This window comes from Bradyrhizobium sp. WYCCWR15520, assembly GCF_056174665.1.
Window position 1 is genome coordinate 131346 of the sequence record NZ_JBWBWM010000007.1, and the last position, 14762, is coordinate 146107.

The following is a 14762-nucleotide window of genomic DNA, read 5'->3' on the forward strand; positions in this document are numbered from 1 at the left end:
CCCGGCTTGCAATTGGCACCAATCGGGGGTGCTGTTAGGCTTACCGACACGCCGCGGAGTGATCGCATGCGCCTCGTGCTTCAACTCGTCGCCCGCCTGCTTATCGTCGTCACCCTGTGCCTTGGAGCAGCCACCATCTGGGCGACGATCGACGCCTATCGCAGCGTCGATCGCGCCACGGCCGCCTCGGCCGAACGCGTCTCGGTCGCGCTGGAAGCGCTGTATTGGCGCGAATTGATGTTGCGCAGCAGCAGAATGCGCGAGCAGCTGGTGCCGGTGCCGGAATGGCGCACCATTCAAACGATGAGCCTGATTTCGCCGGGCATCTGCGTTCAGATCGAGCCCGCCGGCGCATTCGAGGGGCCGCTCTGCGGCCAGAGCAAGGGGATCGGCCAAACTCCGCCGCGCTGGTTCGCAGCCGCCGTGCACACCCTGCTCGGCAGTCACGGTCCGGTCGTCCGGCCGATCAGCACGCGCGCCGCCAATGCAGGCAGTGTCTCGGCCACGCCCGATCCGAATGCCGCCATCGCGCTGGCCTGGCAACACGTCCTCGACAATATCAACCTCGCTTTGCTGATGGCGGTGGCAATCGCGCTTCTCGCATCGCTGGCGATCGCGCATACGCTGGCGCCCGCACAACAGATCGTCACCGCCCTGCAGCGCATGGCCCGCGGCCAATACCGGCCGTCACTGCCCCGCTTCCAGTCGATGGAACTTGCCATGATCGGACAGGCCGTCGGCGATCTCGGCGACCGCCTGCGCAGTCCATGGAGGAACGCGCCGCGCTGACCCGGCGTCTGCTCGAAATCCGCAGCGACGAACGTCGTGCGCTCGCCCGCGAATTGCACGACGAGTTCGGGCAGAACCTGACCGCGATCCTGGCTTTCGCCAGCACGATCGAAGCGACAAGCACGCGGGAAAACGACAGGAGCGAAGTCGCGCAGGATGCGCGGATGATCTCGCAAGCCACCGATCGCATCATGGCCAGCCTGCGGGATGCACTGAACCGCCTGCGCCATCCGCCCGCCGAGGAACTCGGGCTGGAGGCCTGCCTTGTCGACCTCGTCGATAGCTGGCGGTCACGGACTTCAGCGCAGCCGATGATCCAGCTCGACCTCAAGGGCGATCTCGCCGACGTCCGCGGTGCCGTCGCCGCGACTGCCTATCGGGTCGCTCAGGAGTGCCTGACCAACTCCCTGCGCCACAGTTCGGCGCGCGAGATCGTGCTCCGGATCGAGCGGCGCACGGGGACGGAAAACGCGCTGCTGGTCCATGTCGAGGACGATGGCGGCGGCGATGCGGCCAGGGTGGCAGCGTCCACCGGCTTCGGGCTGACGGGCATTCGCGAGAGGATCACCGCGCCGGGCGGCTCGCTGTCGATCGCGGATGCCCATCGCGGGGTGAGCGTGGCCGCCACGATCCCGCTTGCAGCCTGATGACCGCGCCGCAGACGCAAGGCATTTCGATCCTGCTCGTCGACGACCATCCCGTGGTCCGGCAAGGCTATCGGCGCGTCCTCGAACACCAGGACGATTTCCATGTGGTGGCCGAGGCCGACAATGCGGCCGACGCCTACCGTGCATTCAAGGCGCACGCTCCCGCGGTCGTGGTGATGGACATATTGATGCCGGGCGCCAGCGGCCTCGAAGCTGTCAGGAACATCCGCTCGCGCAGCTCCAGCACCCGCATTCTCGTCTTCAGCATGCATAGCGAGGCAGCGCAGGTGAAGGCGGCCTTCAATGCCGGGGCGAACGGCTATGTGACCAAAGGCTCCGCCCCTGCCGAGCTGATCCGGGCGATCCGCTCGATTATCCGCGGCGAGCAGGCGATCAGTGATGACATCGCCCGTGTTCTGGCGATGGACAGCCTCTCCCCTTCGGGATCGATGCTCGATCAGCTCGGCGAGCGGGAAATCGAGATTTTGAGACAACTGGCAGCCGGCGCGACCACGGAGCAGATCGCGGCAAACCTCAACCTCAGCATCAAGACCGTGCAGAACTACCACTACCTGATCAAGACCAAGACCGGCATGCGCACGGATGCCCAGCTTGTCCGCCTCGCCGTGGAGTGCGGGCTGGCGACCCTGTAGCTGCGGGGCTCCACGCCTTTTTTTGGCCCGGCCGGGGCAGTTTTCCCGCTCTCGCAGCCCCGTACGGGTGGCCTCCTCCGGCACGATTTGCTAAAGCGCAGCGTAAAAAACATTTGGCCGGGACCGCCCTGTAAGCGCCCCGCCCCACCTGCCCGGAGTCGTCGATGATCCCCCGCTACACCCGCCCGGAAATGGCCTCGATCTGGGAGCCCCAGACCCGCTTCAAGATCTGGTTCGAGATCGAGGCGCATGCGGCGGACGCGCAGGCGGAACTTGGCGTCATCCCGAAGGAAGCTGCGAAGACCGTCTGGGCCAAGGCGCGCAACGTCACCTTCGACGTCGCCCGGATCGACGAGATCGAGCGCGAGACCAAGCACGACGTCATCGCCTTCCTGACCCACCTCGCCGAAATCGTCGGCCCCGAGGCGCGCTTCGTCCACCAGGGCATGACCTCCTCCGACGTGCTCGACACCTGCCTCAACGTGCAGCTCACCCGCGCCGCCGATATCCTGATATCCGATATCGACAAGGTCCTGGCCGCGCTGAAGAAGCGCGCCTTCGAGCACAAGATGACGCCGACCATCGGGCGCTCCCATGGCATCCATGCCGAGCCGGTGACGTTCGGTCTCAAGCTCGCCTATGCCTATGCGGAGTTCTCCCGTGCCCGCGCGCGGCTCGTCGCCGCCCGCAAGGAAGTCGCGACCTGCGCGATTTCGGGTGCCGTCGGCACCTTTGCCCAGATCGACCCGCGCGTCGAAGAGCACGTCGCCAAGGCGATGGGGCTGGAGCCCGAGCCGATCTCGACGCAGGTAATCCCGCGCGACCGCCACGCGATGTATTTTGCAACGCTCGGCGTGATCGCCTCTTCCGTGGAACGGCTGTCGATCGAAATCCGCCATCTGCAGCGCACCGAGGTGCTTGAAGCCGAAGAATTCTTCTCCGAGGGCCAGAAGGGCTCGTCGGCAATGCCGCACAAGCGCAATCCGGTGCTGTCGGAAAACCTGACCGGCCTCTCGCGCATGGTGCGCGCCTATGTGACGCCGGCGATGGAGAATGTCGCCCTCTGGCACGAGCGCGACATCTCGCACTCCTCGGCTGAGCGCATGATGGGGCCGGACGCGACCGTGACGCTCGACTTCGCGCTGATGCGCCTTGCCGGGCTGATCGAGAAACTGTTGATCTATCCCGCCAACATGCAGAAGAACCTCGACCGCCTCGGCGGTCTCGTGCATTCGCAGCGGCTCCTGATCGCGCTGACGCAGAAGGGCGCCAGCCGCGAGGACGCCTACAAATACGTCCAGCGCAACGCCATGCCGGTGTGGCGCGGCGAAGGCGACTTCCAGACGCTGCTGAAGAAAGACCCGGACGTGAAGAAGCACCTGAGCGATGCCGAAATCGAGGAGCAGTTCGACCTCGGCTATCACTTCAAGCACGTCGACACGATCTTCAAGCGCGTGTTCGGCGAGAGCTGACGGGAAGCGTCGGCGAGGCCGTAATCGTCGTCGTCGATGAACGTTAAGCCGCATTCTCAATTGGGGGAAGTTCCAACCGATGCAACCGCTTGGCAGGGCTTCTCTCGCACACTGGTCGAACCTTGCCGGTGTACGCCGGCTGGCCCGCCCCCGGCAGTTTTCCGGCCTTGCCAAGCCGATTTAAATGGCTCCAAATCGTCGTATTCGCCGTCGACAATCTGCATGCCCCGTCGGCCCCCTCAAAGCAACCTAACGGTAACCGCAAATCGGCTAAGGTCGCAGCGTGTCATCACCGCCCAAAATCCTCGTCTTCGACTCCGGCCTTGGCGGCCTCACGGTGCTGCGCGAGATCGTGCGGGTCCGGTCTGAGGCGCACTACGTCTATGTCGCCGACGACGCGTTCTTTCCCTATGGCCATCACAGCGAGGAAGAGATCATCGCCCGCGTGGTGCCGCTGGTCGGCGAACTGATCGCGCGCCACGCCCCCGTTCTGGTGGTGATCGCCTGCAACACCGCGTCCACGCTGGTCATGTCGCATCTGCGCAGCGCCTATAGCGTGCCGTTTGTCGGCACCGTGCCTGCGATCAAGCCGGCCTGCGCCAGCTCGAGGACCAAGCGCGTGTCGGTGCTCGGCACCAAGGGCACGGTCAAGCGCGAATATACCAGGCGCCTGATCGACGATTTCGCGCAAGGCTGCGAAGTGACGCTGGTGGGATCGGCAGAGCTCGCCTCGCTCGCCGAATCCGCGCTCAGCGGCAACGACGTCCGCGACGAGGATATCGCCGCCGAGCTTGCCCCCTGCTTTGTCGGAGATGGCGCTGTCCGCACCGACACCGTCGTGCTGGCCTGCACCCACTATCCGCTGCTGCTCGACCGCCTGACACGGCTCGCGCCGTGGCCGGTCGACTGGATCGATCCGGCCCCCGCCATCGCCCGGCGCGCATCCGAACTGCTGGGATCACCGGGCCGGCAACGCGATGACGCCGGGGCCGAGATGATCTTCACCTCCCAGCGGCCACACAGGCTGAGCCAGGCACTGATGCCGTTTTTCGGCGGGCGCGTCCTGGCATAAAGGCGCCTGTGGGCATGTATCAAAAAGGAAGAGTCGAGAAGGCACCGCTGAAGTAGAGAACGCACCGGCGATGGTCTCGATTACTCTCGCGGCATCGAGAATTTCCTCCACACGAAACTGTAAGACTTTCTGGTAGGAGGCACCGAGCCACCTTTCCGGATGCCCCCCGGACCGTGCCACTTAGTCAATCTATGCCGGATGCCATATTCAGGCTGGCTGCGACTCTTGGCAGAATTTCGCGCATGCTACTCGAGCAGACGATCACCCTTGGGCAAATGCGGCAGTCCGGCTCTCGCCGACTGCATGTGTTCTGCGGCGACAACAAGTGCTCGCATTCGGTTGTGATGGACGCTGACTGCTGGCCCGAGAGCCTGCGGCTGTCTGATCTGGAGGCCCTATTCGTCTGCTCGGTTTGCGGCCATCGCGGCGCCAACGTGCGGCGGGATTATCAGGCAGCAGAGCCACAGCTCGCCAGCGTCCACCGGTAAGAACATCTGCCGAGACCTGGGGCCTTCGTAGAACTACGCGGACAATTTAGGAACAAACTGTCACGCCGGCGTACTACGGCCACCTCCGTGTCCGTCTTCCCAAACACCCCCATCCCGGAGGCAGGTCTGCCCGCCCCGGCGTTGGAGCACCACCAAGAGGCCGCGGCTTGGCTGGGCCTTACTGCTCCTCTAATCGACGAAGCTGCGCCAGTAACTCTGCCTCTAATTCCCGAAGGTGAGTTGCCGTTGGTTCACTAACGTATTGTTTGGCAAGCTGTCTACAGCGCGCCAACTTTTCATGGACTGCCAATTCTTCCCGCTCGCGATCCATAAACGCAAGATACGGACAAGGCGGGAAATGTTCAACACCAGTGCAGGGTGATTAGCTTGCCAGATGCAACTGCGACATGCACAATCGGCTATTTCGCGTCTAGTCGATCAAGCTAGAATCGGGCTTGCGGTGGGATACAAAAAAGGTTCATCCTGAACGCATATTTGAGAGTTCTAAGTGGATTGGACGAATCTCGCAGCGCAAAGACGCAAACTGATGGCAGCTTTTTCGCCTTCCCTTTGCGCAATGAATTATCCGGTTCGGAGATTGCGGCGGGTAGCCCGGGCTGCCGGCGCCAGACAATTTAGACTTGGCGCTGGGATAGCAAGAGGATTAAGGCACCCCGCTGGGCATGCGAGGCCAAGTCTATGTTAGATGTGTCCCTGGACCAAGGAACATTCACGCGCTGCATCCGGCTGGTGATCGCAGATCGACAACCAATCGTTCTGCAGGGGTTGAGGTCGGTATTCGCAGCTCAGGACGACTTTGAGATTGTTGCGTCGTGTAGTTCCGGATCAAACTGCCTCGATGCGATTCGGAATTTCACACCCGACGTTGCGCTCGTAGCCAACACGTTGCCTGACCTGAAGGTATCCGAGATCCTCGCCATTGCGAAAGCAGAGAATCTTCCCACTCGGCTGGCGTTCTTTGCCGAACCCGAAGGAGACGACGATCTCACTGCGGCAATCGCGGCCGGCGCTTGCAGTGCAATTTCGAGCTACGCAAACCCCGACACCATTCTGCGTTCCCTGAGGCTGATGACGGAGCGCACCACTGCGCGCCAAGACCTCTCGCCAAACGGGAAGGAAGCATACGGCGCCAAAATCGAAAAAATGCTGAGGGTGCTCACGCACCGCGAGCGCGAAATCATACGACTAGTGGCCGAAGGTTTGTCGAACAAGGAGATTGCGCGCCAGCTGAACCTTTCCCCAGGCACAGTCAAAGTACACCTCTACAACATATTTCATAAGCTTGAAATCAGTAATAGGACCGTGCTCGCCACGATCGCGTTGTTGCAACGATCCACCGGCTTCGGCACGCTCTCGCTTGCCGCCCTGGCCTTCGCAATTTCGAGCGACCTCAAGGCGTCGGACGCGAACAACACCTTCCTGGATGAGGACAGCACCGCCTACAAGGATCTTGAGCACTCCGTATTTGAGCTCTGGAAGAAAGCGATCCTCCGGCACGTCATCGTTGCAGATTCCGGCGAGACGGTCGCGCTCACCCAGAGAGACTCCCCAATTAAGGCGAACCAAGTCACGCACTCGGCGGCGAGAATGGAAGAGTTGCACGCGGCTGAGCAGGCCGTCCTCTCCAACTTCGGGAGAAGTTACGGCCCGATCGGATCCGGCACGCCCCATCCTTTCATTTCGCCGCTGCTGCAAGCGACTAATCAGACCGGCAGCCCCACGGCGCAGCAGCAGTTCCCGCCGCTGGAGTTTGCCTCGAATTCGATAAAGAGTCGTGGAGGCTATGGCGCCTTCAGCATGACGGCCGCCGGCGTGGGGATCTACACGCTCAACAACTCCCATGCCGCAGTGCAGGTGCTCGACCCGGGCGTGATCGACGCATCCGCGATCGCCACCATGGATGGCACCACACAAGTGGCGACGATCACCATTCATGGCGCCGGCCATGCAGATCCCAACGATGTCGACAACCCGGCTTCGGGGCCAGTTGTCCACGACTCCAGTCTGCCGCTCGCGTTTGGACAGGACAGCGTCACAGGAGAAGGTGACGCGGGCCAAATAATCCATGGCGTCGCCGGTGACGACACCCTCAATCGCACCGGCTTAGTGGATGTTATCTACGGAGGGTCGGAAAACGATACGATTGCGGGTACCGGTGGAGACGACACGATCTACGGAGGATCCGGCAGCGACACCATCAACGGCAACAACGGCAACGATACCATCATCGGCGGATATGACGGTGACCGGCTGACGGGCAGCAAGGATGATGACATCTTTGTCTATCTTTCAGCGATCGATTCCAACTCTACCCGGTTCGACACTATCATCGACTTCACATCGGGAGAGGACAAGATCAACCTGGCGGCTTTCGGCGCTCTGGCGTTCCTGCACCTGACGTCAGCAAGCAAGTCCGTGCCGCCGCATACCCTCGCCTGGATCTACAACCCCGCGAGCAATGAAACGATCGTCTATGTGAATCCGACGGATCGCAGCCTTGATATCGGCGATCCGGCCCTGCTGGAAATCCATTTGCAGGGAGTTGTGTCCGTTGCCGAGTTGGATTTCGTCTACGAGCAGGAAGCGGCGGCTGGCGCGGCGGTCTTGGAAGGAATCGATCCTGCGTTGCTGGCGGCGGCTGCTAGCGATGGGACCGTTCTCACGGCTGGCACCGCCATTGAAACGGATGCGAGCGAGAGCGCGGTCGAAACGGATGGTATCTGGACCATGCCTGCCGACGACGGATTGAGGTTCCATTTCGAGCGAGACCGGGTCGGTTCCAACGTTTCGAGTAGGCTCATCAATTTCGGCGACGATCCAACTTATGCAACCGAGGAGAGCGACGACGATGGTGCGGTTGCTGAGCCGGTGCACGTATCATCAATCGAGCTTGCTCATAGCCAAGCGACGGTCCTGACCGAGGACAATCTCACTTTCAAGAAGGAGCCGGTCCACGCAAGCACTGGGGCTAAGGAAGCCGGGAATGGCAAGGCGCCTGCAACCGCCGGGTTTGAAATTCTCGAGTTGGCGATGCAAAGCGCCGCCCCGGTCGCAGTCGCAGAGTCCGTCGAACCTGACGTCGCACCGGGTAATAGTGGCAGCCATGGCAACTCATCGCACCCTTCACACTCGGTCTCTGCAAAGGCATCGGCGGCCGACGAACTAACCGAACCGGGCGTCACATCGGGCAACGGCGTCGGCCACAACAACTCGCACTCTTCACATCAGGCATCCGCAAGCACTGTGGAAGCGGCCGAGCCGGTCGAACGTGACGTCGCACCGGGCAATAGTGGCGGCCATGGCAACTCGCCACACCCTTCGCACTCTGCCTCTGCAAAGGCATCGGCGGCCGGCGAATTAACCGAACCGGGCGTCACATCGGGCAACGGCGTCCACAAAAACTCGCACTCTTCACATCAGGCATCCGCAAGTACCGTGGAAGCGGCCGAGCCGGTCGAACGTGACGTCGCACCGGGCAATAGTGGCGGCCATGGCAACTCGCCACACCCTTCGCACTCTGCCTCTGCAAAGGCATCGGCGGCCGGCGAATTAACCGAACCGGGCGTCACATCGGGCAACGGCGTCGGCCACAACAACTCGCACTCTTCACATCAGGCATCAGCAAGTACTGTGGAAGCGGCCGAGCCGGTCGAACGTGGCGTCGCACCGGGTAATAGTGACGGCCATGGCAACAAGCCGCACCCCTCACACTCGGCATCGGCAAGCATTGTGGAAGCGGCCGAGCCCGTCGAATCTGGCGTCGCACCGGGGAATGGTGGCGGCCATGGCAACTCGCCGCACCCTTCACACTCGGCCTCTGCAAAGGCATCGGCGGCCGGCGAACTAACCGAACCGGGCGTCACATCGGGCAACGGCGTCCACAAAAACTCGCACTCTTCACATCAGGCATCCGCAAGCACTGTGGAAGCGGCCGAGCCGGTCGAACCTGACGTCGCACCGGGCAATAGTGGCGGCCATGGCAACTCGCCACACCCTTCGCACTCTGCCTCTGCAAAGGCATCGGCGGCTGGCGAATTAACCGAACCGGGCGTCACATCGGGCAACGGCGTCGGCCACAACAACTCGCACTCTTCACATCAGGCATCAGCAAGTACTGTGGAAGCGGCCGAGCCCGTCGAATCTGGCGTCGCACCGGGGAATGGTGGCGGCCATGGCAACTCGCCGCACCCTTCACACTCGGCCTCTGCAAAGGCATCGGCGGCCGGCGAATTAACCGAACCGGGCGTCACATCGGGCAACGGCGTCCACAAAAACTCGCACTCTTCACATCAGGCATCAGCAAGTACTGTGGAAGCGGCCGAGCCGGTCGAACGTGGCGTCGCACCGGGTAATAGTGACGGCCATGGCAACTCGCCGCACCCTTCACACTCGGCCTCTGCAATGGCATCGGCCGCCGGCGAATTAACCGAACCGGGCGTCACATCGGGCAACGGCAACAACTCGCACTCTTCACATCAGGCATCCGCGAGCACTGTGGAAGCGGTCGAGCCGGTCGAACCTGACGTCGCACCGGGTAATAGTGGCGGCCATGGCAACTCGCCGCACCCGTCACACTCGGCCTCTGCAAAGGCATCAACGGCCGCCCCCCAGCCGGCCGAACCCGCGTTCGGGACCAGCGGCGCTGGGCACGAACAGGCATTCCACTTCAAAGATCAGGCACCCCCTTCCACCCCCACCGCGACCGTTGAGCTAGAAGCGCTTAACGATACGCCCGTTCTTCACGGCGCCGAGCTGGCGGCAATCCTTGAGATGGGCTCAACTGCTATGGAAGAACACGCGACCAGTCACGACAATAACGGTCGGCACCATTCCGTGGCACATTCGCCCCACGAACTGCTTACGTGAAAAGTGTTGGCAGCGGAGCCCCCTACGATCGCAGCGAGCTGCCCATCGTGATGCGCGGACGAAGGCGCGGCACGGTTACAGCAGAACCGTGCCGACGCCTGTGCGCAGGATGCAACTTTTTTATGTAGTCCCGAGGCCGGCCTTGGCGCATTGCTCATCCTGGTCGCCGGTGACGCCGCTCACTCCCACGCCGCCAGTGACTTTGCCGTCGACCATGATCGGCAATCCGCCAGGCGAGGCGAAGATACCGGGAAGTGTGGCCGTGGCCGGCCCGCCCTTGTTGATCGTCTCCATGAAGACGCGCGTCGGGCGCCGATAGGTCGCCGCAGCCTTCGCCTTGCCGACGGCGACGTCCATGCTGGCCGTCTGCGTATTGTCCATGCGTTCGAAGTACACGAGGAAACCGTGATTATCGACGACAGCGACTGCCACGTTCCATCCGTTTTTCTGACATTCGGCGACGACGCCGGCTGCGATCTTCTTTGCGCCCGCGGCGTTGACCGCTGCGCCGTAGTCGGGGCGCTTGTCTTGAGCAGATGCGCCGACGGTAAGGGCGGCAAGTGCGGCAGCGACCAGTATTGTCCTCATCTTTGTCTCCTCCCCTGGGTTTATTGTGCAAGGGATTATACCGGGACGAAACGTCGATGTCCGGTCTATGATGCCGCAAAGCTCCTGGTTAGGGCCAGCCAAGCGCTCGACATGCGTGTACGCTCAGCCCAATTGCCGGCCAGCCGTCCGTCCGATTTCCGAAGACTGCTTCGAACTGCCTGATTTATCCATATGAAACCGAACGCCGAATTTTTGAACGAATCATTTGATGAGGGAGTTTTCTGCCTTGACCTCCGCAAAACCTGCGCCGCTCAACCGTCTGCGCCAACTATGGCGGGAGGGACGCCCGACCTTCGGCGCGATCGCGACCATCCCCTCGATCCAGACCGTGCAGATCATGGCTCGTTCGGGCATCGACTTCATCATCGTCGATCTCGAACACGGGCCTATCGACCTCGGCTCGGCGCATGCGATGATCACGGCCACCGCGGGCACGCCCTGCGTGCCGATGGTGCGGATTGCCGCCAACGAGCCGTGGTTGGCGAAAGCGCCGATGGACCTCGGCGCGCTCGGCATCAACTTCCCGATGATCTGCAGCAGCGAAGACGCCGAAAAGGCCGTGCGCAGCGTGCGCTATCCACCGAAGGGCGAGCGGCTATGGGGCCCGTTCCACGCACCACTCCGCTGGGGCGTGTCGATGCCGGAATACATGGCGACCGCGGACGATGACATAATCTGCATGATCACCATCGAGCATGTCGAGGCGGTCGAGCGCATCGACGAGATCATGGCAACATCGGGCATCGACCTCGCGGTGATCGGTCCCGGCGACCTTGCGACCTCCATCAACAAGCGCGGCCTGCCTGACGATCCAGAAGTCGTGGAACTGATGAAGCGGGCCGAGGAAGGCATCCTCAGGAGCGGCGTGCCGATCGGCGGCGTGGCGCGTACCGCCGAGCAGGCCAACAGGATGATCGACCGCGGCTATGTCGCGCTGGCGCTCGGCTTTGACTGGTCGCTGTTCCAGCGCGGCATTGCTGCGAGCTTTGACGGGATCAGGCGATAGGTGCTGAGATGGCGGCAAGCCCTTCAAAGTCCTTGGAGTTTACGTCGCCCTGCGAGCTGCCCCGCCGGCTGACCGCTCGGCGCGAGAACCTACTGGCGTCAAAACGCCTTGTTCGTGCTAGATGAGGGCCGGCAGGCTATAAGCGGCCCTTCGGTCATTTGATTTCTCTATTGCGGAAACCCGAGCGGAACGATGCGCGGAACGATTCGAAAAATCACACTACCGCGCCGCCTGGTCGCCGACCTCATGCACGCCTCAATCCGCGTTCCCTTTGTTTCGCTGACGCGTCCGCTTCATATCCGCACCCTGCACGAAGCCCGCGCGCAGGCCGCCCAGCGGGCGGGCTGGGCCGCGATCTTCGTCAAGGCGTTCGCGCTGGTGGCCAAGGAAGAGCCGATCCTGCGCACCCTCTACGTCAAGTGGCCGAGACCTGCGTTCTATGAGCTGCCGCGCAGCGTCGCGATGGTGGCAATCGCCCGGGTCGAGGACGGCCAGGATTGCGTGCTGCCGCAAAAGGTCGCTGCGCCCGACGAAATGCCGCTTGCCGAGGTCGAGGCACTGATCCGACACGCCAAGAAGGCCCCGATCAACGAGGTGCCGGCGTTCCGGAAGATCCTGCGAACCACCCGGTTGCCGCTGCCCCTCCGCCGCCTGTTCTGGGCGATCGGGCTGAATTTCGGCCGCCAGCGGGCCAACTATTTCGGCAGTTTTGGCGTGACCTCCGTGGCCGCCTATGGGGCGGGCCAGCTCCAAGCCATCAGCCCCGGGCCCTTCGTCCTGAGCTATGGGGTGGAAAAGCCCGACCAGACCATCGATGTCGTCCTGCGCTGGGATCACCGGGTTACCGACGCGGCCCCGATGGCCAAGGCCCTGAACCGGCTGGAACAGGTGCTGAACGGCGAAATATCGGCTGAATTGCGGGCCAGTCGGCAGCAAATCGAGCCCAAACCGGTCCGGGCGGTCGCGACCTGACCGCCTCTTGGCGGTCATTCCGGGATGGTCCGCAGGACCAGGCCCCGGAATCTCGAGATTCCGGGTTCGATGCTTCGCATCGCCCCGGAATGACAGCCGTTTTCGTTGACAGAACGGCGGTTTCTCCCTAATACCCCGCTTGCTCGCGGGCCGGTTTCGGCCCGCGATGCGTTTCGCGACCCGTGGTCCTCCCCGAGCTTTCGAGGCGGACCTGTCGGCGCCGGCCATGCCGGTGCACAGGAGGGCGCGTTTCCTCAACACTCAAACTCTTAAGCAGAGGACGCGATGACAAAGCGCAGTGAGGCGAAATACAAGATCGATCGCCGTATGGGCCAGAACATCTGGGGCCGCCCGAAGAGCCCCGTGAACCGCCGTGAATACGGCCCCGGCCAGCACGGCCAGCGCCGCAAGGGCAAGCTGTCCGACTTCGGCGTCCAGCTCCGCGCCAAGCAGAAGTTGAAGGGCTATTACGCCAACATTTCCGAGCGCCAGTTCCACGGCATCTATGTCGAGGCCGGCCGGATGAAGGGCGACACCGGTGAAAACCTGATCGGCCTGCTCGAGCGCCGTCTCGACACCGTGGTCTATCGCGCCAAATTCGTGGCGACCATGTTCGCCGCGCGTCAGTTCATCAACCACGGCCACATCAAGGTGAACGGCCGCCGCGTCAATATTTCGAGCTACAAGCTCAAGCCCGGCGACGTGGTCGAGATCAAGGAATCCTCCAAGCAGCTCACCCCCGTCCTGGAAGCAAGCCAGCTCGGCGAGCGCGACGTGCCCGACTTCATCGAAGCCGATCACTCCAAGATGACCGCGAAGTTCACCCGCATCCCGGCGCTGTCGGACGTGCCGTTCGCAGTCCAGATGGAGCCGCACCTGATCGTCGAATTCTATTCGCGCTGATCGGTTTTTGAGTTCCGAGATATCAAAGGCCCCGGTTTTGCCGGGGCCTTTTTGTTTGGCGCAGATGCTTGTTCCGTCATGCCCGGGCTTGTCCCGGGCATGAACGCCTTTATTGTCACCGCGGCAAAAGAAGACGTGGATGGCCGGGACAAGCCCGGCCATGCAAAAATTGTGAGCAATCCATGCACTACACCCCTGCCCCGCGCGATCCCAACGCCGATCCCATCCGCATCAACCTGCTGTCGGACACGCAGACGCGCCCCACACAAGCGATGCGCGAGGCGATGGCGCGGGCCGAGGTCGGTGACGAGCAGATCGGTGACGACCCGACGGTGAACTTGCTGTGCGAGCGCGTGGCTGACCTGCTCGGCAAGGAAGCCGCTGTGTTCATGCCCTCGGGTACCATGTGCAACGTTGCGGCGACGCTGGCCCATTGCCGGCCCGGCGACGAAATTCTCGCGCATGCCAGCGCGCATATCATTGCCCGCGAAGGTGGCGCGCATGCCGCACTTGGCGGATTCCAGATCACGCCGCTGCCGGGCGACGATGGACAGTTCGCGCCGGAAACATTCCGCGCGGCGCTGCACCCGCGCTCGCGCTACCAGCCGCCGCAGACTGTCGTCAGTGTCGAGCAGACCGCCAATATCGGCGGCGGCACCATCTGGAAGAAGGCGGCGCTCGATGAAGTGGTCGAGATCGCCAAGACGAACGGGCTTATCACCCACATGGACGGCGCGCGGCTGCTGAACGCCTGCGTCGCCACCAAAATATCGGCGCGCGACATGGCCGCAGGCTGGGATTCTGCCTGGATCGATTTCTCGAAAGGCCTCGGCGCGCCGATCGGTGGTGTGATCGCGGGCTCGCGCGCCTTCATCGATGACGTCTGGCGCTGGAAGCAGCGCCTCGGCGGCTCGATGCGGCAGGCCGGCGTTTGCGCAGCTGCCTGCGTCTATGCGCTCGACCATCACGTCGACCGCCTCGCCGACGATCACGCCAATGCGCGGGCGCTGGCGCGGGGCCTGTCGCAGATCAACGGCATCAAAGTGCAGGAGCCCGAGACCAATCTGGTGTTCTTCAAGCCTGACGGCGCCGGCATCGCCGGCGACAAGTTGGTCGAAGCCTTGCGCAAGCGCGGCGTGCTGCTCGCGATGATGGACGGCCGCATCCGCGCCTGCACGCATCTCGACGTCAGCGCAGCGATGATCGAGGAGACGGTCGGTATCGTGCGCGAGATCGTACGCGGGGGTGAGTAGCGTCAGCCCCA

General features: G+C 62.8%; 9 protein-coding genes and 1 pseudogene. 9 read left to right on the top strand and 1 reads right to left on the bottom strand.

The window, feature by feature from the left end; all coding sequences use genetic code 11:
• The first annotated feature begins 66 nt into the window (after positions 1 to 66).
• The 5 genes and pseudogenes from AC0QUY_RS10230 to AC0QUY_RS10250 all read left to right on the top strand — a co-directional run bounded on the left by AC0QUY_RS10230 (position 67) and on the right by AC0QUY_RS10250 (position 10008).
• Positions 67 to 1436, top strand: a pseudogene (locus AC0QUY_RS10230) (sensor histidine kinase).
• Positions 1436 to 2089 (top strand): response regulator, encoded by a 654-nt coding sequence (locus AC0QUY_RS10235; RefSeq protein WP_161853702.1) that lies wholly within the window; start codon positions 1436 to 1438, stop codon positions 2087 to 2089. Before AC0QUY_RS10230 ends, AC0QUY_RS10235 begins: the two are co-directional and overlap by 1 nt.
• Before the next feature lie 164 nt (positions 2090 to 2253).
• Entirely contained in the window at positions 2254 to 3561 is a 1308-nt protein-coding gene (gene purB / locus AC0QUY_RS10240; protein WP_475386751.1) for an adenylosuccinate lyase, read from the top strand.
• Between the two features lie 283 nt (positions 3562 to 3844).
• Positions 3845 to 4633 carry a glutamate racemase gene (gene murI / locus AC0QUY_RS10245; RefSeq protein WP_161853700.1) on the top strand — a complete coding sequence of 263 codons (789 nt, stop codon included), beginning with the start codon at positions 3845 to 3847 and terminating at the stop codon, positions 4631 to 4633.
• Between the two features lie 1187 nt (positions 4634 to 5820).
• On the top strand, positions 5821 to 10008 hold the full coding sequence (locus AC0QUY_RS10250; protein ID WP_475386752.1) for a LuxR C-terminal-related transcriptional regulator: 4188 nt from the start codon (positions 5821 to 5823) through the stop codon (positions 10006 to 10008).
• 120 nt (positions 10009 to 10128) lie between these two features.
• On the opposite strand, the gene AC0QUY_RS10255 is transcribed toward AC0QUY_RS10250, so the two are convergent.
• Positions 10129 to 10596: a GlcG/HbpS family heme-binding protein gene (locus AC0QUY_RS10255; RefSeq protein ID WP_475386753.1), complete on the bottom strand. Its 468-nt coding sequence runs from the start codon at positions 10594 to 10596 to the stop codon at positions 10129 to 10131.
• Positions 10597 to 10843: 247 nt separating this feature from the next.
• Here AC0QUY_RS10255 and AC0QUY_RS10260 point away from each other — a divergent pair, with 247 nt between their 5' ends.
• The 4 genes from AC0QUY_RS10260 to AC0QUY_RS10275 all read left to right on the top strand — a co-directional run bounded on the left by AC0QUY_RS10260 (position 10844) and on the right by AC0QUY_RS10275 (position 14751).
• Positions 10844 to 11623 carry an HpcH/HpaI aldolase family protein gene (locus tag AC0QUY_RS10260; RefSeq protein WP_475386754.1) on the top strand — a complete coding sequence of 260 codons (780 nt, stop codon included), beginning with the start codon at positions 10844 to 10846 and terminating at the stop codon, positions 11621 to 11623.
• A gap of 192 nt (positions 11624 to 11815) precedes the next feature.
• A complete protein-coding gene (locus AC0QUY_RS10265; RefSeq protein ID WP_475386755.1) occupies positions 11816 to 12595 on the top strand; it encodes an acyltransferase in 780 nt (259 codons plus the stop codon).
• Positions 12596 to 12880: 285 nt separating this feature from the next.
• Positions 12881 to 13498 carry a 30S ribosomal protein S4 gene (rpsD, locus tag AC0QUY_RS10270; protein WP_065750309.1) on the top strand — a complete coding sequence of 206 codons (618 nt, stop codon included), beginning with the start codon at positions 12881 to 12883 and terminating at the stop codon, positions 13496 to 13498.
• Between the two features lie 182 nt (positions 13499 to 13680).
• Positions 13681 to 14751 (top strand): threonine aldolase family protein, encoded by a 1071-nt coding sequence (locus AC0QUY_RS10275; protein ID WP_161853695.1) that lies wholly within the window; start codon positions 13681 to 13683, stop codon positions 14749 to 14751.
• Positions 14752 to 14762 lie beyond the last annotated feature (11 nt).